Annotated in this window: 19 protein-coding genes; 13 read left to right on the top strand and 6 right to left on the bottom strand. The window is 69.2% G+C overall.

Annotated features, from left to right (window positions below; translation table 11 throughout):
• Positions 1-829, top strand: an 829-nt coding sequence (locus VFZ09_RS47775; protein WP_329734522.1) for a hypothetical protein, incomplete at its 5' end; no start/stop codon positions are given.
• A gap of 110 nt (positions 830-939) precedes the next feature.
• On the opposite strand, the gene exoP is transcribed toward VFZ09_RS47775, so the two are convergent.
• From exoP to VFZ09_RS47750, 5 genes are all read right to left on the bottom strand, one after another.
• Positions 940-2,142 carry a spore coat polysaccharide biosynthesis glycosyltransferase ExoP gene (exoP, locus tag VFZ09_RS47770; RefSeq protein WP_329734521.1) on the bottom strand — a complete coding sequence of 401 codons (1,203 nt, stop codon included), beginning with the start codon at positions 2,140-2,142 and terminating at the stop codon, positions 940-942.
• Positions 2,129-3,187 carry a glycosyltransferase family 4 protein gene (locus VFZ09_RS47765; protein ID WP_329734520.1) on the bottom strand — a complete coding sequence of 353 codons (1,059 nt, stop codon included), beginning with the start codon at positions 3,185-3,187 and terminating at the stop codon, positions 2,129-2,131. Before VFZ09_RS47765 ends, exoP begins: the two co-directional genes overlap by 14 nt.
• 19 nt (positions 3,188-3,206) lie before the next feature.
• Positions 3,207-3,743 (bottom strand): serine acetyltransferase, encoded by a 537-nt coding sequence (locus VFZ09_RS47760; RefSeq protein WP_329734519.1) that lies wholly within the window; start codon positions 3,741-3,743, stop codon positions 3,207-3,209.
• Between the two features lie 117 nt (positions 3,744-3,860).
• Entirely contained in the window at positions 3,861-5,381 is a 1,521-nt protein-coding gene (locus tag VFZ09_RS47755; RefSeq protein ID WP_329734518.1) for a lipopolysaccharide biosynthesis protein, read from the bottom strand.
• On the bottom strand, positions 5,378-6,487 hold the full coding sequence (locus VFZ09_RS47750) for a polysaccharide deacetylase family protein (RefSeq protein WP_329734517.1): 1,110 nt from the start codon (positions 6,485-6,487) through the stop codon (positions 5,378-5,380). The genes VFZ09_RS47755 and VFZ09_RS47750 overlap by 4 nt, the downstream gene beginning before the upstream one ends.
• A 517-nt stretch (positions 6,488-7,004) precedes the next feature.
• On the opposite strand from VFZ09_RS47750, the gene ccmA reads away from it, so the two are divergent.
• From ccmA to VFZ09_RS47695, 11 genes are all read left to right on the top strand, one after another.
• The gene (gene ccmA / locus VFZ09_RS47745; protein WP_329734516.1) at positions 7,005-7,667 is read left to right on the top strand and encodes a heme ABC exporter ATP-binding protein CcmA; all 663 of its coding nucleotides are present in this window, start codon (positions 7,005-7,007) and stop codon (positions 7,665-7,667) included.
• Positions 7,664-8,359, top strand: a complete 696-nt coding sequence (locus VFZ09_RS47740; RefSeq protein ID WP_329734515.1) for a heme exporter protein CcmB — start codon at positions 7,664-7,666, stop codon at positions 8,357-8,359. Before ccmA ends, VFZ09_RS47740 begins: the two co-directional genes overlap by 4 nt.
• Positions 8,360-8,503: 144 nt before the next feature.
• Entirely contained in the window at positions 8,504-9,193 is a 690-nt protein-coding gene (locus VFZ09_RS47735) for a cytochrome c biogenesis protein (RefSeq protein ID WP_329734529.1), read from the top strand.
• 1 nt (position 9,194) lies between these two features.
• The gene (locus tag VFZ09_RS47730) at positions 9,195-9,371 is read left to right on the top strand and encodes a hypothetical protein (RefSeq protein ID WP_329734514.1); all 177 of its coding nucleotides are present in this window, start codon (positions 9,195-9,197) and stop codon (positions 9,369-9,371) included.
• Positions 9,372-9,374: 3 nt separating this feature from the next.
• Complete coding sequence (locus VFZ09_RS47725) at positions 9,375-9,863, top strand: cytochrome c maturation protein CcmE (RefSeq protein WP_329734513.1); 489 nt, start codon at positions 9,375-9,377, stop codon at positions 9,861-9,863.
• The gene (locus VFZ09_RS47720; protein WP_329734512.1) at positions 9,860-11,893 is read left to right on the top strand and encodes a heme lyase CcmF/NrfE family subunit; all 2,034 of its coding nucleotides are present in this window, start codon (positions 9,860-9,862) and stop codon (positions 11,891-11,893) included. The genes VFZ09_RS47725 and VFZ09_RS47720 overlap by 4 nt, the downstream gene beginning before the upstream one ends.
• On the top strand, positions 11,890-12,429 hold the full coding sequence (locus tag VFZ09_RS47715) for a TlpA family protein disulfide reductase (RefSeq protein WP_329734511.1): 540 nt from the start codon (positions 11,890-11,892) through the stop codon (positions 12,427-12,429). Before VFZ09_RS47720 ends, VFZ09_RS47715 begins: the two co-directional genes overlap by 4 nt.
• A gap of 412 nt (positions 12,430-12,841) precedes the next feature.
• On the top strand, positions 12,842-13,852 hold the full coding sequence (locus VFZ09_RS47710; protein ID WP_329734510.1) for a hypothetical protein: 1,011 nt from the start codon (positions 12,842-12,844) through the stop codon (positions 13,850-13,852).
• 48 nt (positions 13,853-13,900) lie between these two features.
• Positions 13,901-14,572: a hypothetical protein gene (locus VFZ09_RS47705; protein WP_329734509.1), complete on the top strand. Its 672-nt coding sequence runs from the start codon at positions 13,901-13,903 to the stop codon at positions 14,570-14,572.
• A gap of 73 nt (positions 14,573-14,645) precedes the next feature.
• Positions 14,646-15,743 carry a hypothetical protein gene (locus VFZ09_RS47700; RefSeq protein WP_329734508.1) on the top strand — a complete coding sequence of 366 codons (1,098 nt, stop codon included), beginning with the start codon at positions 14,646-14,648 and terminating at the stop codon, positions 15,741-15,743.
• Positions 15,744-15,767: 24 nt separating this feature from the next.
• Complete coding sequence (locus VFZ09_RS47695) at positions 15,768-16,607, top strand: GNAT family N-acetyltransferase (RefSeq protein WP_329734507.1); 840 nt, start codon at positions 15,768-15,770, stop codon at positions 16,605-16,607.
• Positions 16,608-16,616: 9 nt separating this feature from the next.
• Here the strand turns inward: VFZ09_RS47695 and VFZ09_RS47690 are convergent, their stop codons facing one another.
• Entirely contained in the window at positions 16,617-16,904 is a 288-nt protein-coding gene (locus VFZ09_RS47690) for a hypothetical protein (RefSeq protein WP_329734506.1), read from the bottom strand.
• An 84-nt stretch (positions 16,905-16,988) separates the two neighbouring features.
• On the opposite strand from VFZ09_RS47690, the gene VFZ09_RS47685 reads away from it, so the two are divergent.
• A complete protein-coding gene (locus VFZ09_RS47685) occupies positions 16,989-18,374 on the top strand; it encodes an MBL fold metallo-hydrolase (RefSeq protein WP_329734505.1) in 1,386 nt (461 codons plus the stop codon).
• The last annotated feature ends 3 nt before the right edge of the window (positions 18,375-18,377 follow it).

Genomic DNA, 18,377 nt, shown 5'->3' with positions numbered 1-18,377 from the left:
CAAGACTCGCTTCCGGCTGGCGGCCTCCTTTGCCGGGCGGGGTTTGAACCCGCAGGGTCCCTTCGTGAAGTTTCCGCTCCTACATCGCTTCCTCCTCACCCAGGCTTCGCCTGGCGCACTCCAACAGTTGGACAAGTTCGTGAAGAGCGCGCCCGGGAGGCGGACAGAACCCGAGGGCGTGACATGTGTGGACGGTGCGGACAGGCTCACCCCTGAAAGGACTTTGTTCCGAGGGCTTGGCCCTCATGAAGGAGAACGGTTCGTAATGCACCCACTCGCCCCTGACATCACGGATCCGCTTGCGATCCTCAGAGACTCCACCCTCTCGAGTTTCCGAGAGCAGCTCGTCGAGTACGCATTCCTCTCGGAAGTCCTTCAGGACGGCTGGCTACGGCGGCACCAACCGGTAAACGTGCTCAGGGCCGACGTGGACGCGGCCGGGTACGATCTCGTGCTCGAGTGCCAGCGGATCATGCGGCATGTACAACTCAAGAGCACGGTCAAAGGAGGCATGACACGCGAGCAGAAGATCCACTCGGCACTTGCATTACAGCAGTCGGGCTGTGTCGTCTGGGTTGTTCTCGAACCAGCCGAAGGGCACCGCGTCAGCCTCTCGTACCTCGCTCTCGGCGGGGCACCCGGCGCACCACTCGACTTGAACGGCTACGAGGTCGCCAAGCACTCGAAAGGGAACGCGGAGGGCATCAAGGCGGAGCGTCCTGCGATCCGGGAAGTGCCCAAGAGCGCATTCAAGGCGTTCCCCTCGATGAAGGAACTCTCGGACTGGCTTTTTGGGCCCCCCTCATCGAACTCAGCCAGCACGAGCTGACCGCACCGGCACGCATGAGCGAATCACGTGTGGTCATCGCTCGAGCATAGTGCTTCCGGGGGCCCGCCCCATCCATCACTCGGGGATGCGGCGGGCTCACCTGGACGCGGCTACAACCCGCGCCCGGCCTTCACCATGGCCTCGCCGGCGAAGCCACGGATCTCCTCCACCTTGGCTTCCCAGCTCTCGTGGCGGATGCGCTCGGCGCGCTCGCGGCTGGGACCGGCGCCCTCGGCGAGGCACTCGTCCACCTTGCGCACGAAGTCCTCCGTGTCCTTCGCCAGCTTGCACAGGCCCACCTTGCGCACCTCGGGGATGTCCGAGGACACCACCGGCACGCCCGCCGCCAGGTACTCGCGCACCTTCAGCGGATTCGCGTTGAGCGTGAGCTCGTTCACCTTGAACGGCATCAGCGCCACGTCGAACGCCTTGCAGTAGCCCGGCAGCGCCGCGTACGGCTTGCGCCCCAGCAGGTGGATGTTCTTCTCGGCCTTCAGCACCGACGGATCCACGTCCGGCGCCACCTTGCCGATCACCACCACCGAGCCCTCCGGGTGCGCCCGCGCCGTCGCGGCGATCGCCTCCAGATCCACCCAGTCCGCCACCAGCCCGAAGAAGCCGAAGATCGGCCGGGGCAGGTTCGCGATGTCCTCGGGGATGGGCGTCGCCGGATCACACGCCTTCACGAAGTGGTTGAAGTCCACGCCGTGGCGCACCAGCACCGTGTTCGGATTGACGCGCACCTTGTTGTCCCTCAGCCGGTCCGCCGAGGTGATGCACAGGTCCGCCCGCTTCAGCAGCTGCTCCTCCAGCTCGGCGATGTGCTTGCCGTTGGTGTCGCTGAAGGCGGAGAACTCGTCCACGCAGTGGTAGACGACGAACTCCTCGCCCAGCCGTCCGGACACCGGCGCCGAGGCCGGCAGGAACGACCACGAGATGGGCCGCTTGAAGTGCAGCTGGCGCATGGCCCGCAGCACCTGCGCGCGCAGCAGCTCCCGGTTCGCGGCGCGCACCAGCTCCGAGCCGTAGAAGGGAATCGCCAGCGGGGAGAGCACGAAGAGATTGGGCTCCACCTCGCGGATGCCCTCGGTGAACTTGCCCAGCTTGCTCCAGATGCGCTTCACGTCGTGCGCATTGGCCTTGGGCGCCCGGTTGCCGATGCTGTTCACCCACAGGACGCGGTTGTCCCGGGACAGGATCCGCATGATGTGGACCTTGGACAGCGGATCCCCATCCCAGTCGTTGGAGAAGACCACCAGATCCCTGCCGCGGAGCGCCCGGCGGGCCAGCTCCAATTCCTCACTGCGCCGCATGTGTCTCGCCTCCTCCCAGAATCGTCGGTTGCACCAGCTCGCCGTAGAGCTTCAGCAGCACCGGTCCCGCATCCGGTGACACCGCTTGCGCTGGCCCCTGCTCGAGCGCGTGGTGCACCCGCTCGGCCAGGTCCACCGCATTGCCCGCGCGGAACGTGTACGTCCCATGCGGCCGCCCGCACACGTCGCTGGCCACGCACGGCACGCCGAGCGCCAGCGCCTCGCGCACGGAGATGGCATCCCCGTCGTGCGTGGTGGGCCGGATGAAGGCATCGCAGCGCGCGATCAGCGCCAGCGCCCGCGAGTGCTCCAGCTCGCCCATGTCTTCGATGAGCTCCTCGACCCGGTGCTCGCGGGCCTCCTCCAGGAACGCCTCCGAGCGCGTCCCCGGTCCGAAGACGGCGAGCCCCACGCCGGGCAGCTCGTCCGCGATCATCCGCAGGGCGCGGAACATCAACCCGCGGCCATAGACGGGCGACGGGTGGTGCGCCATGGCCAGCAGCGGCCGGCGGCGAGCCCGTGCCGCTTCGATCTCCGGGCTCACCCTCCCCGGCCGCACCTGCGAGCCGCAGAAGGCGGGGTACACCACGAGCTTCTCCTCCGGCACCCCGCAGCGCGCGAGCGCCTCGCGCACGGCCTCGGACACGGCCACCACGCGCGAGTAGCCGGCCAGGGCCACACGCGCGAAGGCCCGCCGCGACACGGAAGCGGCCAGGTAGTCCGGCAGCAGCCCCGAGTGCAGGGTGATGACGCGCGGTGCACGCGCCCTCACGCCCGCGGTGGCCGCGAGCATCCAGGACTTCGGGTTGTTGCCGCTGGTGTGGACGTGGACGGTCCACCCCTCGCGCAGGAAGCCCGCCAGCCGCTTGCCATACTGGGTGGGGGTACGGACGGGGATGACGTCCGGAGCCGGCCGGCCCCCCTTGCCGATGTCCAGCACCACCGTCTCCACCCCGCGTTCGCGCAGGTACCCGTGGAGCTGTTGGACGTGCACGGCCACGCCACCATGCGGCGGCGGATAGTCTCCGACGAGGAGCACTCGCATGCCCTGCCTCCTGTCTCGTCTACTGCGCGGCGGACGACGCTGCTTGCGGGGGCTCCGTCGGCTCGACGGGCTTGGGGCGCGGCACCGGTGGGCGCAGCCCCATCTCTCTCTCGTAGGCGGCGAGCGGATCCGCGTCCCGGCGGATCTCCCGGGCGGGGATGCCGCCCACCACGGCGCCGGGGGCCACGTCCTTCACCACCACGGCATTGGCGCCGATCACCGCGAAGTCGCCGATGCGCACGTTGCCGAGGATCTTGGCGCCCGCACCGATGCGCACATAGTCGCCGATCACCGGCAGATCCCTCAGGCCCGAGCGTCCACCGATGGTCACCTGGTGGGAGATGAGGCAGTGCCGGCCGATCCTGGCGTCCTTGTGGATGACGATGCCCATGCCGCCGTAGCCCAGCTGCGTGCCCTCGCCGATCTCCGCCTCGGCGGGGATGTACGAGCCATGCAGGTAGTGGATGGCCTTGCGCAGCACGGCTGGCAACACGGGAATGCCCCGCAGGTACAGCTTGCGTCCCAGCCGGTACATCGACATCGCATCAATCCCCATCACGCCTCTCCCCTGGTTGTACGGAGTCCCAAGCTAGGTACCAGCCCTCCAGGGCGGGAGTCCCCCGGACCCCCAACCGTCCACCTCCCACCTCCGCGGAGGTGGGGGGCCGAAAGCTCACCCGGCGCCGCGGGCACGCAGGCTGGCGAGCACGCTCAACGGCCGCACCCCCGTGGCGTACAGGACGCCCACATAGCCCAGGCAGAACAGCAGGCCGGCGAGCGCGAGCGGCAGGGCCCTCCAGAGGAAGCCCTCGGGCAGACCGCCCCAGGCGTGCACCGTGCCGGCGCGCAGCAGGAAGACACCCGCCGCGGCGGCCGCGGCCGCGAGCGAGGCCTTGCTCAGCTCGCGCCAGGGGATGACGTCCCGGATGCGCAGGGCGTGCTCGGGCGTGGACAGCGCCGCCGGCACGCGCACGAGCAGGGAGAGCTTGCCCACCACCTCGGCCACGGCCCAGGACACGACGGCGCCCATCAACCCGAACTGCTTCACCCCCACCCAGACGAGTGGCACCGTCACCACCGCCTTCAACAGGTACGAATAGAGGATGGAGCGCGTGTGCCCCCGGGCGCGCAGCACGCCGTCCATGGGGAGGATGGCGAACACCACGCCCAGCACGCTCACGCGGAAGATGGGCACGGCCGCGAGGTACTCCGCCGTGTAGAAGGTGCCGATGAACTCGGGCGCCGCGGCGAAGAGGAACGCAGCGAAGGGAAGGAAGGCGAAGGCCAGCTTGCCCGCGGCCTCGCGGAAGGCCACCACGCCCTCTTCCAGGCGCCCCTGCTTCTCCAGCTCGCCCAGGCGCACCATGAGGACCTCGCTGGTGGGCGTGTAGAGCAGATCCACCAGGGGCAGCTGGCTGCACCCCACGCGGTAGACGGCGTAGAGCGCCGGGGCCACCGCGCCGGCCACCATGTACAGGTGGGCGTTCTGCTGGGGAATGGCCAGCGCCATGGCCACGCCGAAGGGCGCCGCGTAGACGAGCTGCTCGCGCCACAGTCCGGGACGCAGCAGCGGCCCCGTGCCCCGCGGCACCACCCCCCACGCGGCCACGAAGCGCGCGAGCGCGAAGCCCGCCACCGCCAGCATCATCCCGTGCAGGCCGAAGCCCAGCAGGCACGGCAGCACCATGGCGGCCGTGCGCACCAGCTCCGAGACCGCGTACACGAGGGCCGAGTGCTTCGTGCGGCCCTGGCTGGTGAGGGAGATCTCCAGCGGAAACGCGCCGAGCAGCAGCGCGGTATAGGCCGCGAGCGGCGCGCGGAACTCGAGCAGCGCGGGGTTGTGGAACTGCCGCGCCACGGGCCCGAGCAGCGTCCACACCAGGGTGCCGGCCACCAGGCCCGCGCCGGACATAGAGAGGAGCGTCTGGCCCAGCCAGGGGCGCTTCTCGTCGGCGCGGGGCAGGAAGTAGTAGAGGCTCTGCACCACCCCGAAGGGCAGCACGTAGTAGAGCGTCGTGGCGATCAGGAAGAGCTGGAAGTAGGTGCCGTACTCCTCCTTGCCCAGCACGCGCGCCAGGACGAAGGGGATGCAGAAGGTGAGCCCGGCGCCGAGCAACCGGGCGAGCACCAACGGCCCCGCCTTCCCCAGGAACGAGGAGGCGGGGGCTACCGCGGGAGCCTGCCTTTCGCTCACCAGACCACCTCGCCGCGCGGGGCGTTCTGCGGGCGCCGGCCCAGGACGGGAGCGCGCATGCCCAGCGTGCTGAAGCAGTCATCCAACTGGCACACCGTGAGGGTGCGCGAGTACGCGCCCGTCAGGCCCACGCTGAAGTTCTCCCAGAGCACCTTGCGCTTGAGGGTGAACGGATCGCCGCCCATACGGTTGGGCATGTCCTCGGTGGTGACGGCCGAGCGGAAGCCGTTGGCCTCGAGCACGCGGATGACCTCGTCCGAGTACCAGCCGTTGCAGTAGGCGAAGTCGCGCACGGTGATGCCGGCCTCGCGCTCGATGATGGCCTTGGACTCGCGCACCTCGCGCTCCACCACGTCGAGCGGCTCGTGCGTGAGGACCACGTGCCCCAGCGTGTGCGCGCCGAAGTCGTAGCCGTCCTTGACCATCCGCCGCACCTCGTCCCAATCCATCAGGTCTCCCTGTTCGGGGAGCAGCGCCGGGCCGGCGCCCAGCCGCTCCTCCAGGGCCTGGAGGGTCTCCACGAGCGTGGCGGTGGGGTAGCGGCCGATGAAGTCATCCAGCGCCGCCGACAGCCGTTTGCGCCCGGAGAGCACGGTGTCCAACAGCTCCGTGGCGGGCGCGGGCATCACGTCGAACACGGGCTTGTAGCCCCGGGCCTGCGCCATCCGCACCAGGTGGAAGAGCCGATCATGGTTGAAGCGCTGCCCGGTGCCGATCAGGGCCGCCGGCAGGTAGGTGATGGCCGGCACGCCCATCTGCTTCAGCACGGGGTAGCCGTACCGGTACACGTCCCGGTAGCCGTCGTCGAAGGACACGACGCACAGATCCTTCCGCGCCACGCGGCGCCCGGCCATCACGTCCAGCGCGTCCCCCAGCGAGCAGAACTCGTAGCCGGCCGCGGACAGCCCCTCGAGGTGCCTCCGGAACGTCTCTTGCGAAATGAGAAGACCCGGGATGGAGCGCTGGAGCTCCCCGGTGAAGTCGGCCACCACCCGGTGGTAGCTGACGATGAGGATGCGACGCCCCCCGGACTGATAGCGCCTGTAGGCCGCGAGCGCCTTGCGGAGGCCGCTGTGATGCAGCACTCCCGCCGCCGTGGATTTCATCGCCCGTCGCACCATTCCCCGCATGTCCATCGCTGACTCCCTCCCCCAGATGACGCCGCCGCCCGAACCGAACTCCGTGCCCCCAGCGTGTGCATGCGCGATGCCAGCCGCCCCGCGAGGTGTCGCGAGAAGACCGGGCCCCCCGGGAAGGTAAGTCCGTTCCCATCCGCTACGTCCATGGACCCGGATCGGTGCAAGCGAGGCGTCAACGGGCGGAAAGATCTGCCGTTCCGCCCCGGACAGCGGCCCGTGGCGCGCCCTCCCCGCCCCACGGCCCCGCGAGGCCCGGGGGAAAAGCACCCAGGCGATTGAAAAAACTTCCTTCCGCCGCGTGCCCGCGGATTTCCCTCCGAGGGGTCCACCGGGGACCTCCCACCCCGGCCGATGACCTCGGCGCGGAGCGACGCCCGGAGGTCCGGGTCTCGTCCTGGGGCCCCGCTCCCAGGCTCCTGTGCAACCAGACGGGCCTGCTTTCGCTGGAGTGTGGAGAAATTTCCAGTTACGAACGCTCCCGCCGATGGAAGCCTCCCCCGCGCCGCCCCCCGCGCTCGCCCTTCATGACGTCAGCAAGCGGTATGGACGCCGCTGGGCCCTCGCGCGGCTCAGCTACACCCTCCCCCAGGGCCGCTCCCTGCTGCTCACGGGGCACAACGGCTCGGGGAAGACGACGCTGCTGAGATTGGTGGGCACCGCGCTCGCGCCCACGCACGGCCGGGTGGAGATCCGCGGCCACGACAGCGTGGCCCAGCGCGACACCGTGCGCCGCGAGGTGGCGCTCCTGTCCCACGCGAGCTTCCTCTATGAGGATCTGACGGCCCACCAGAACCTGGTGGTGCTGGCGCGGCTGCTCGGCATGGACGCTCCGGCGGACGTGGCCGGGGAGCTGCTCGTGAAGGTGGGGTTGACGAAGCGCTCGGACAGCCCGGTGCGCCAGTTCTCCGCGGGCATGCGCAAGCGCCTGGCCATCGCCCGGCTGCTGATGAAGGCCCCCGCGGTGGCGCTGCTGGACGAGCCCTTCGGCGAGTTGGATCCCTCCGGCATCCAGGCCATGGAGAAGATCATCCGCGAGCTCAAGGACTCGGGCGTCACCGTGGTGTTGGCCACCCACCTCATCGAGCAGGGCCTGTCCCTGTGCGAGGAGCGCCTGCACCTGCAGGAAGGCCGGGCGGTGGCGGCATGAGGGGCGCGCGACCCATCTCCCTGCTGAGAACGGTGGGGGTGCTGTTGGCGAAGGATCTGCTCATCGAGTGGAGGACGCGGGCACGCCTCAACGCGCTCATCTTCTTCGCGCTGGCCACGCTGCTGCTCTTCTCGTTCGCGGTGGGCCCGGACACGAAGGTGCTGGCGCGCAACGCGGGCGGCTACCTGTGGCTGGCGCTGCTGTTCGCCAGCGTGCTCGCGCTGGGCGAGTCCTTCCGGGTGGAGCAGGAGAACCTCACGCTGGACGGGTTGAGGCTGGCCCCGGCGGACGCCCGCGCCATCTTCCTGTCCAAGGCCCTGGGCAACGCCCTGTTGTTGATGCTGCTCGGCACCCTGCTCATCCCGGTGATGGTGGCCCTCTATGGGGTGACCGTGACCATGGGGCCAGGCTCGTTCGCGGCCACGGTGACGCTTGGCTGCATGGCCATCAGCGCGCCGGGCACGGTGTATTCGGCCATCGCCAGCAACGCGCGGGCAAGAGACGTGCTGCTCCCGCTGTTGCTGTTCCCGCTCATCATTCCCGCGCTGCTCGCCGCCGCGAAGGCGACATCGCTCGTATTGCAGGGCGACCCGATGAATCAGTTGGGCTCATGGTACGGGCTACTCATCGGTTTCAATCTGATTTATTGGGGACTGGGCTTCCTTCTGTTCCCCCGCGTCATCGAGGATTAGAGGTCAATGAGCGATCTCCTGAAGACGGTGCTGCAGGTGGTATCGGCGGTGGCGGCGCTGACGTCGGTGGGGCTGGGCGTGTGGCTGGGCGCGAAGTGGGCGCCGCCGCGCTCGCGCGTCAACGCGCGTCCGGTGCTGCTGTTCATGTCGGTGGCGGCCCTGGCGCTGCTGGCGCTGGGCAACTGGATGGGCTTGAAGTGGACGCCGCCCGAGCGGGAGATGGGGGACGTCTACCGCATCATCTACGTCCACGTGCCGGCCATGTGGATGGCGATGCTGACGCTGACGGTGAACTTCGCCTGCTGCGTGGCCTACCTGCTGCAGTCGAGCTGGAAGACGGACGCGCTGGCGGAGTCCACGGCCGAGGTGGGCCTGCTCTTCGGCAGCTATGGCCTGGTGCTGGGCGCCATCTGGGGCAAGCCCACCTGGGGCACGTACTGGGACTGGGATCCCCGGCTCACGGCCATGGCCATCATGCTGGTGACGTACGTGGCCTACATGGCGCTGCGCCGCTTCGTGGAAGACCCCGAGAAGCGGGCGGTGTGGAGCTCCGTGGTGGGCATCATCTCGTTCGTCAATCTGCCCATCGTGTGGTTCTCCGTGAAGTGGTGGCGCAGCCTGCACCAGGTGCAGTCCACCCCGAAGACGGTGGATCCGGACATGACGCTGGCGCTGCGCGTCAACGCGTGGGCGAGCCTCATCCTGCTCACCCTGTTCCTGCTGCACCGCTACCGCATCGCCCTGGCCACGCGTGAGGCGGAGGTGGCCATGCCCGAGGCGCTCCCCACGGACGTGCCGGGCCCGCGAGACAACCGCGCTTCGGAGGTCGCCTGAGATGATGACCGCACTGAACCTGTCCCCGCTGCTCGCGCAGGTGGGCTCGGGCCGCATCCAGGGCGGCTGGGAGTACATCTGGGCCGCCTATCTGATCGCCTGGGTGTCGCTGTCGCTGTACGCCTTGTCCCTCTGGCTGCGCCGTCCCGGCCAGTCCACGCACGACTCGAAGGAGTGAGCCATGACGCAGCAGACGCGTAACCGTCTCATCGCCGTGGTGTCCCTGCTGGTGGCCGGCGCGGGCCTGTCCCTGGTGGCCTTTGGCAACATCGGGGAGAACCTCGTCTATTACTGGAGGCCCTCGGAGATGATGGCCCAGGGCGAGAAGGCCTATGGCCCCACCATCCGCCTGGGCGGGCAGGTGCAGCCGGGCAGCATCCAGTGGAACGAGCAGCACACCACCCTGCACTTCCGCGTCATGGACAGCGAGCAGCCCGGCGCGGCCAACGTGCTGGTGCGCACCACCGAGGTGCCGCCGCAGATGTTCCGCGAGCGCATTGGCGTGGTGGTGGAGGGCACGTTCGACCAGTCCCAGGTCTTCCAGGGCAGCCGGTTGATGGTGAACCACTCCAACGAGTACCGGGCGCCCAAGACGGATGACGACGTGAAGAAGATGTTCGAGGAGATGCAGAAGCAGGAAGCGACCACGGCCGCGGCGAGGACTCCGTGAACAGTACGTTGGGATACGGGCTGGTGCTCGGCGGGCTCGCGTTCGCGAGCTTCGGGGCGCTGGTGGGCCTGGTGGGCGGGATGCGCCGCGACGACGCGGCCTTCCCCTGGGTGATGCGCTGCGTGTGGGGCTTCTTCCTCTGCATGCTCAGCGCCAACGTGGTGATGGAGTACGCGCTGCTGTCCAACGACTTCAGCGTGGCCTACGTGGCGCAGGTGGGCAGCCGCGCCACGCCCACCATCTTCAAGATCGTCTCGCTGTGGAGCGCGCTCGAGGGCTCCATCCTCTTCTGGGGCGTGATCATGGGCACGTACGTGCTCGCGTTCGCGCTGGTGCACCGCCACGAGCACGCGCGCTACATGTCCCTGGCGCTGGGCACCATGCTGGCGGTGGGCGTGTTCTTCACCTTCCTGATCGCCGGGCCGGCCAACCCGTTCCACTCGGTGTCGCCGGTTCCCATGGACGGGCCGGGTCCCAACGCGCTGCTGCAGAACCACTGGCTGATGATCATCCACCCGCCCATGCTGTACCTGGGCTACGTGGGCATGACGGTGCCCTTCGGCATCGCCGTGGCCGCGCTGCTGCGCGGGCAGATGGGGGATGCGTGGATGGCGCCGCTGCGCCGCTGGACGCTGGTGGCGTGGCTGTTCCTCTCGGTGGGCATCATCCTCGGCTCGTGGTGGGCGTACGCGGTGCTCGGCTGGGGTGGCTACTGGGCGTGGGATCCGGTGGAGAACGCGTCCTTCCTGCCGTGGCTGACGGCCACCGCCTTCATGCACTCCACGCTGGTGCACGAGCGCAAGAAGATGCTGAAGCTGTGGACGCTGAGCCTGGTGCTGGGCAGCTTCGTGCTGACCATCCTGGGCACGTTCATGACCCGGAGCGGCATCTTCAACTCGGTGCACAGCTTCACGCAGTCGGACATCGGCCCCACGTTCCTGGTGTTCATCGCGGTGCTGATGTTCGTGTGCATCGCGCTGCTGTCCACGCGCGGGCACCTGCTGGTGGCCGAGAGCGACATCAAGTCCATGCTGTCGCGCGAGACCACCATCCTGGTGAACAACCTGGTGTTCGTGGCCATCACCTTCACGGTGCTGCTGGGGACGCTCTACCCGCTCATCTCCGAGGCCGTGCGCGGCATCCGGGTGAGCGTGGGCGAGCCGTACTTCAACAAGATGGCGGTGCCCGGCGGGGTGATGGTGCTCTTCCTGATGGGCGTGGGCCCGATGCTGCCGTGGGGCAGCTCGGATCCGAAGCGGGTGCGCGAGCGCTTCTGGATACCGGCGGCGGTGGGCGCGGTGATCGTCGGCGCGTGCCTGCTGGGCGGCCTGCGGGGCTTCTACCCGCTGCTGACGTTCGGGCTGGCGGGCTTCGTCACCGTCATCACCCTGCGCGAGCTGGCGCTGCCGGTGAAGGTGCGGATGAGCGAGAAGAACGAGGGCTTCGTCACGGCGCTGCTGGGCAGCGCGACGAAGGCGCGGCGGCGCTTTGGCGGCTACATCGTGCACCTGGGGATCGTGATGATCTTCGTGTCGGTGGCGGCCTCCTCCGCGTTCGTGACGCACACCTCGGGCACGGTGCGCATCGGTGAGACGCTGAAGATTGGCGGCTACCAGGTGAAGTACCTGGGGCTCACCAGCGGCCAGGAGCCGCACCGCACCTTCGTGGCCACGCGGGTGCAGGTGACGGCGCCCAACGGCGACGTCAGCGAGATGGCGCCGCGGATGAACTACTACGAGCGCATGACGGACCCGGTGGGAACGCCGGCGGTGCGCGAGACGGCGAAGGAAGACCTGTACCTGTCGCTGATGGCCTTCTCCGAGGACCGGGGCACGGCGAGCTTCAACGCGTGGATCTTCCCGCTGGTGGGGTGGATCTGGTGGAGCATTCCGCTGCTGGTGCTGGGCACGCTGATCGCGGTGTGGCCGGCGCGGCGGGCCCGGGCGACGGCGCAGGAGAAGGAGCAGACCCCGGCGGCGGGGGCCTCGCCCGAGCCGAACGTGGGCATCCATCCGGGAGGTGCGGCATGAACTGGCGTCTCACGGTGGGCTTCGTGGTGCTGTGCCTGGGCTTGCTGGCGGTGCTGGCCAGGGGCTTCGGCAGCAACCCGCGCGAGGTGCCCTTCATGTTGAAGGGCCAGCCGGCCCCGGCGTTCACGCTGCGGGCGCTGGACAGCGGGATGCGGGTGACGTCGGAGCAGCTCAAGGGCCGGCCCATGGTCATCAACTTCTGGGCGTCCTGGTGCGGGCCCTGCAAGATGGAGCACCCGGTGCTGGAGTGGGGCGCGCGGGAGTTCGGCGGACAGGCGCAGTTCCTGGGTGTCGTCTTCGAGGACACCGAGGACAACGCGAAGCAGTTCCTGGCGCGGATGGGCGCGAGCTTCCCGCAGCTGATCGATCAGAACTCCAGCGTGGCGGTGGCGTACGGGGTGGCGGGTGTGCCCGAGACGTACTTCATCGACGCGCAGGGCATCATCCGGGGCAAGCACGTGGGCCCGATCGATCCCGAGTCGATGGCGCAGTGGATCCGCCAGCTGTCGTCGAGCGCCCCCAGCGCGAAGCAGTAACCCCTCGGGAGAGGAACCGGGGTGAGGGTGCCAAAGACCCCAGGCTGTACCCGGCGGGCAATTCCCGTGGGGAACCGGCACCATCCGTGTCGCAATGCTGCAGGGGCAATGGAGCGCATTGCACTGGCCCCACAGTCATACCGGCACGGTGGCACGAACTTCCGGGGTGGCTGCAGGAATCCGCGTGGTCTGGCGCTACCCGGGGGTCCTGGTCACGAATGACACCGGGGTCATGGATGACCGCGAATGGTTAGCCGGAGTGCACGGGCTTTCCGCGTGCTCGAACGTCAGGGCCCATAAATTTCGCGGCCCCTTGCGCGATCGAGCCTCGTTTTGAGCGGGCACGAGGCTTGCCCTGTAGCAGTCCCGACGAGCCGCGGTGACGCCGCTCGGGGGCTCCGGGGTGACTGCCATGAAGAGACTGATCGCGCTGAGTGTGCTGGTGATGGCCTGCGGAGGCGGGAGCGAGCTCCCCGAGCCGGCGGAGCAGACGGCCCAGGCGGCGCAGGAGCTCCAGCTCGAGGCCTCGGAGGGAGTGGAGGGCGTGTCGCGGGGCGTTCGGGGCGCGACCTTCTGTGATTACAAGCTCTACCCCACGCTCCCGGTGGATCAGGCTCCGGCCGTCATCGAGCGGGACCGGATGTACCTGGCGGCCCGGCCGGGCGTCATCTTCAAGTACCTGCCGCTGAGCCTGCCGACGGCCACGGACCCGTACCTCTACAGCGGTGGGCGCTACCTGGTGGACACGGTGAAGCACGCCGAGGAGTACGCGTACTGGGTCCCCAACGAGTACCGGCTGGATGGCGTCGTGTTCTCGGAGCGCTCCTACTTCGCCAGCACCGAGTGCACGGCCTACAGCGTCATCGGCGTGAAGGACTTCAAGGATCTGCGCTCCAAGCAGCACGTGGTCCGCACCGAGCGCTTCGAGCTGCCCAGGGGCAACCACCGCGGCTACCTCGAGGCGCGCTGGAAGGATCTGGTGGCGGAGGCGAAGGCGCGCGGGCTGGCCAGCGTGTGGCTCGTCTACAACCCGGAGAAGCGGTTGGCGGCCTTCGTGTACACGCTCGAGCGCGTGGGCCCGGTGACCCCTGGCGTTCCGGACTTCGCGAGCGTCTCGGCGCTGCAGTCCGCGCCTTCGCTGGGCGCGCACCTCGCGCAGCGCGGCTGGGTGAAGACGCAGGACGTGACGCAGTTCATCTGGGGCCTGTGGTTCCGGTTCGTCCCGGGTGACCGGGGCCAGGCCACCCTCTGGCCGAACGCCTTCGCGCTGCCCACGCCCTTCTCCGGGGACGGGCTGTGCCTGGTGAGCGCGGGCGAGAACCACGCGAACAGCCCCTCGGATTGTCCCGCGACGTGCGGCAACGCCATCGCGGATCCGGGCGAGACGTCGGTGAACTGCCCGGGTGACGTGCGCGATATCTGACAGTGCCCCTTGTATCCATCTCCAGTTACAGCCGGAAAGGTGACCACCATGCTGAGCCAGCTCAATCCCAACCAGGGGCGTTCCACGTTGGACTTCAAGCGAGAGATCAAGATGCCGAGTCCCCGGGAGCAGATCGGCCCCGGACAGTTCCAGGTGCTGGGCGCGAACCTGCAGATCGTCATCGACGGGTTCGGCTCGTTCACGCTGATCGCCAACAAGATCCTCCTCGAGGAGGGCCTGGGCGCTGACGACGGCACCGGGGCGGTGAAGTTCGGGGCGGGCGCCTGGTACCCGCTGGAGCGCTGGCTGACGGCGCTGGAGCGGATCGGCAACGAGTTCGGCCACGTGCTGCTGTTTCAGTCGGGGATGACCACGCCGAAGAACGCGGTCTTCCCGCCCACGGTGACGGACATCCACAGCGCGCTGAAGTGCATCGACGTGGCGTACCACATGAACCACGCCGTGCGCGGCGAGTCCATGTTCAGCCCCCACACGGGCGAGATGCGCGAGGGAATCGGCCACTACACCTACTCGCACACGCCGGGCAAGAACCTGGTCACCATGGAGAGCACCACGCCGTACCCGTGCGACTTCGACCGGGGCATCATCATCGCCATGGCGCAGCGGTTCCAGCCCACCGCCACCATCCTCCACGACGCCACCAAGCCCTGCCGCAAGCGCGGAGGGGGCAGCTGCGCCTACCACGTCGCCTGGAAGTAGGGCGCCGGGAAATCCGGTATACTCCGCGCGGCGCGACCCCAGGGCCCGGGGTGCTGCCGGAGGCCGTTTCCCGATGCGGTGCAAGCAGTGCGGAGAGAGCGCGAAGGACGAGACCCTGCGCTATTGCGAGAACTGTGGGGCGAAGATGCCCCCTCCCCCACCCCCTGGAACGGTCCGCCGGACGTCCACCGGCGTCACCGCGATGGCGACGACGGGACGCACGCGGAGCACCGCGGCGGCCCGCGCCGTCGTCCCCGCGCCGGAAGAGGCCGAGGACACGGATCCAGGTCTTCACACGCCCGGCCGGCCCAAGGCACCGCCGTATGACGGGCCGGTGTGGCTGGCGCACGTGCCGGGGCACTCGCCGAGCGTGGCGGGCGTGGGGCTGCTCGGGGTGGCGCTGGTGCTCTCCATCCTGCCCTTCTTCGCGGGTGTGGGGCCCTTCTGGTCGCTCGTGGTGGTCATCGGCGGCTGGCTGGTGGCGGCGCGCGAGCTGCGCGATGCCGGCGAGCGCCACCCGCTGGTGGACTGGGTCCCAACCTCGCTGATGCGTCCGGTGGTGCCGGCGCTGTTCGTCGTGGTGGCGGCGGCCCTGGCGATCCGGATGCTGGGCATCGGCGTCACGCCGCTGCTGTGGCTCGGAGGCGCGGCGCTGCTGGGCTACGACCAGTACCGCAAGGTGTACGCGGGACAGAACGGGTGGAGCCGGCTCTTCGAGCCCCGCGTGCTGCTGCGGGGACTGGGCCCGGTGGCGCTCGGGGGCGTGGCACTGTGCCTGCTGTCGCTGTTCCTCACCTGGGTGCCCCTGACGACGACGCGGAGCTCGGGTCCGGTGCCACAGGCGCCGCCGGAGCTGCGCGTGGTGGATGCGCCAACCCCTTCGGAGGACTTCGTCTACGGGCTCATCGAGGAGAGCTACGACAAGGGCTGGGACCAGTCCTTCTCCGTGGCCCTGGAGCTGCTGCTGCTCGGGGTGCTGGGGTTGATGGCGCTGCGCCCGGAGGTGCCGAGGCCGGACTGGCTGCGCTTCGCGCCCATCGGCGTGGTGGTGCTGGGGCTCGTCTGGACGCTGGTGCATGGCGGGTTGCTGCTGGGGCCCGTGCTGTTCCTGGTGGGGCTGGCGGCAGCGGGCTTCGCCTCGGTGTACAGCGCCTTCGCGCGAGAGGCCTGAGAGCCCCGTGGTATAGGCGGCCGCATGCGCATCCGGAGGCTCACGCTGGAGGATCTGCCCGCCTGTCTCGCGCTCGCCGTGAAGCGCGACTGGGCGCCGGATGAGCTGAAGTGGCGGATGATGCTGGAGCTGGGCACCGGCTTCGGCGTGGACTCACCGGAAGGTGGGCTCGCGGGCACGGTGCTCGTCACGCCCCATGGGCGTGAGGCGGCGTCGATCGGGATGATGGTGGTGTCGCCTTCCCATGGGCGGCAGGGACTCGGACGGCGCCTCATGGAGCATGCGCTCGAGCACATCGGTCCCCTCCCCACGCTCCTGTACGCGACGGAGCAGGGCCGGCCCCTCTACGAGAAGCTGGGCTTCGTCCAGGTGGATGAGATCGTGAAGCATCTGGGCAGGCTCACCCGGCAGCCCGAGGAAGTGGCCGTCGCGGACACGCGGGTGCGAGCGATGACCGGGGAGGATCTGGACGCGGTCGCGTCGCTGGACGCGGAAGCCTTCGGTGCGCCCCGGCGGGAGCTGCTCCAGGCCCTGCACCGGATGGCGTACCGCGCACTCGTGGCCGAGCGGGACGGCCGCGTGGTGGGGTATGGCCTGGCGTGGCCCAACTTCGAGTCGGCGATGGTGGGACCCCTCATCGCCCGGGAGGAGCCCATCGCCCGAAGCCTCGCGGCCGGGCTGCTCCGGGGCCTCGAGGGCACGGTGCGGGTGGACATTCCTCCGCGGTTCGCCGGGCTGAGCGAGTGGGTGGCGGGGCTCGGGCTCGAGCGGCACGTCCCGGCGCCCATGATGCAGCTCCACGGGACCCGGGCCCCGGGCAGGAGGGAACTCCTCCATGCCATCGCGGCCCAGGCCCTGGGGTGACGGACCCGCTCAGTGGGTCTGGTCCTCCTGCTTCGGAGCCGGGCAGGTCTTCTCGCAGGACGCCTCGGCGGCGCGGAACTTCTCCGCGCAACGGTTCATGCACTTGCCGGCGGCCTCACGCGTCGTCGGATCGCTGGCGGCGGGGCAGGCCTTCGCGCACGCCTCCACCTCCACGCTGGCCTTCGACAGGCACGAGCCCCGGCAGTCCTTCTTCTGCTGCGCCACCGCCGGCAGGGCCATCATCAACCCACCGGCCAGCACCACGGCCCACCACGAAGCCTTCTTCACTCGATTCATGGCTCGCATCTCCTGAAACGGTTCGCCCAGCCAGGATAGGAGGGGGCGCCGCCGCAGGGAAGCGGCTGGGATAGAGTGCCACGCATGGCCTCCATCCATTTCCTCGGCGCCGCGGGGACCGTTACCGGTTCAAAGTTCCTCCTCGAGTACCAGGGCAAGCGGGTGCTCATCGATTGCGGTCTGTTCCAGGGCCGCAAGGAGCTGCGCCAGCGCAACTGGCGCGCCCTGCCCGTCCCGCCCCGGAGCCTCGACGCCATCGTCCTCACGCACGCCCACATCGACCACACGGGCGGTCTGCCCCGTGTGGTGCGTGACGGCTTCCACGGGCCCGTCTACTGCACCTCCGGCACGCGGGATCTGTCCGCGCTGCTGCTCCCGGACTCGGCACACCTCCAGGAGGAAGAGGCCCGCTATGCCAACAAGGAGGGCTTCTCCAAGCACCGCCCCGCCCTGCCCCTCTACTCGGTGGAGGACGCGGAGCGTGCGCTGAAGCTCTTCGAGACCTTCGGCTACGAGCGCACCCGGGAGATCCTCCCCGGCATCACCCTCACCTTCTACCGGGCGGGCCACATCCTCGGCTCGGCGGTGTGCGTGTTCCACCTGGAGCGCACCAATCAGCGCGTGGTGTTCACGGGGGACCTGGGCCGCTACCACGCGCCCATCCTGAGGGATCCGCAGACGGTCCGCTCGGCCACCACGCTGGTGGTGGAGAGCACCTATGGCGACCGCGAGCACGGGGAGACGCGGCCCGTGGATGCGCTGTGCGAGGCGGTGCGGAGCGCCTACGAGCGCAAGGGCATGGTCGTCATCCCCGCCTTCTCCGTGGGCCGGACCCAGGAGCTGCTCTACCACCTGCGCAACCTGGAGGCGGAGAAGCGCATCCCCGAGCTGGATGTCTTCGTGGACTCGCCGATGGCGTGCGACGCCACGCCCATCTACCTGGCGCACGCGGAGGAGCATGATCTGGACATGTCCGCCATCGTGAAGCGGGGCGAGTCCCCACTGGCCACGAAGCGCACGCGCTTCGTCACCTCGCCGCAGGAGAGCAAGCAGCTCAACCAGCGCGAGGGCCCGGGCATCATCATCTCCGCCTCGGGCATGGCCACGGGAGGCCGCATCCTCCACCACCTGAAGTACAGGCTGCCGGATCCGCGCAACACGGTGCTCTTCGTGGGCTACCAGTCCGAGGGCTCGCGCGGCCGGCGCATGCTGGACGGCGAGAAGGAGATCAAGATCCACGGGCAGATGGTGCGGGTGGAGGCGGAGATCCGCACGGTGAGCGGCTTCTCGGCGCACGCGGACTGGACGGAGACGCTGCGCTGGATGGACGGCTTCGAGTCACCGCCGCACCAGACGCTGCTCGTCCACGGGGAGCCCTCGGCGCTGCAGGCGCTCAAGGGCCGCGTGGAGGCACGCGGCTGGCCGGCCTACATCCCCGAGTACCTGGAGAAGGTGGAGCTGGCGCGGTAGCCG

Origin of the sequence: Archangium sp., from assembly GCF_036277355.1 — a bacterium.
GTDB lineage: Bacteria > Myxococcota > Myxococcia > Myxococcales > Myxococcaceae > Archangium.
Note: the sequence above shows the minus strand (reverse complement) of the source record. Positions and strands in the feature narration are given on the sequence as shown.

Bases quoted from the DNA above. Each gene is read 5' to 3' on its own strand.
- exoP (WP_329734521.1), bottom strand. From the start codon at position 2,142: ATGCGGCGCAGTGAGGAATTGGAGCTGGCCCGCCGGGCGCTCCGCGGC.
- VFZ09_RS47765 (WP_329734520.1), bottom strand. From the start codon at position 3,187: ATGCGAGTGCTCCTCGTCGGAGACTATCCGCCGCCGCATGGTGGCGTG.
- VFZ09_RS47760 (WP_329734519.1), bottom strand. From the start codon at position 3,743: ATGGGGATTGATGCGATGTCGATGTACCGGCTGGGACGCAAGCTGTAC.
- VFZ09_RS47750 (WP_329734517.1), bottom strand. From the start codon at position 6,487: ATGAAATCCACGGCGGCGGGAGTGCTGCATCACAGCGGCCTCCGCAAG.
- ccmA (WP_329734516.1), top strand. From the start codon at position 7,005: ATGGAAGCCTCCCCCGCGCCGCCCCCCGCGCTCGCCCTTCATGACGTC.
- VFZ09_RS47740 (WP_329734515.1), top strand. From the start codon at position 7,664: ATGAGGGGCGCGCGACCCATCTCCCTGCTGAGAACGGTGGGGGTGCTG.
- VFZ09_RS47735 (WP_329734529.1), top strand. From the start codon at position 8,504: ATGTCGGTGGCGGCCCTGGCGCTGCTGGCGCTGGGCAACTGGATGGGC.
- VFZ09_RS47730 (WP_329734514.1), top strand. From the start codon at position 9,195: ATGATGACCGCACTGAACCTGTCCCCGCTGCTCGCGCAGGTGGGCTCG.
- VFZ09_RS47725 (WP_329734513.1), top strand. From the start codon at position 9,375: ATGACGCAGCAGACGCGTAACCGTCTCATCGCCGTGGTGTCCCTGCTG.
- VFZ09_RS47715 (WP_329734511.1), top strand. From the start codon at position 11,890: ATGAACTGGCGTCTCACGGTGGGCTTCGTGGTGCTGTGCCTGGGCTTG.
- VFZ09_RS47710 (WP_329734510.1), top strand. From the start codon at position 12,842: ATGAAGAGACTGATCGCGCTGAGTGTGCTGGTGATGGCCTGCGGAGGC.
- VFZ09_RS47705 (WP_329734509.1), top strand. From the start codon at position 13,901: ATGCTGAGCCAGCTCAATCCCAACCAGGGGCGTTCCACGTTGGACTTC.
- VFZ09_RS47700 (WP_329734508.1), top strand. From the start codon at position 14,646: ATGCGGTGCAAGCAGTGCGGAGAGAGCGCGAAGGACGAGACCCTGCGC.
- VFZ09_RS47695 (WP_329734507.1), top strand. From the start codon at position 15,768: ATGCGCATCCGGAGGCTCACGCTGGAGGATCTGCCCGCCTGTCTCGCG.
- VFZ09_RS47690 (WP_329734506.1), bottom strand. From the start codon at position 16,904: ATGAATCGAGTGAAGAAGGCTTCGTGGTGGGCCGTGGTGCTGGCCGGT.
- VFZ09_RS47685 (WP_329734505.1), top strand. From the start codon at position 16,989: ATGGCCTCCATCCATTTCCTCGGCGCCGCGGGGACCGTTACCGGTTCA.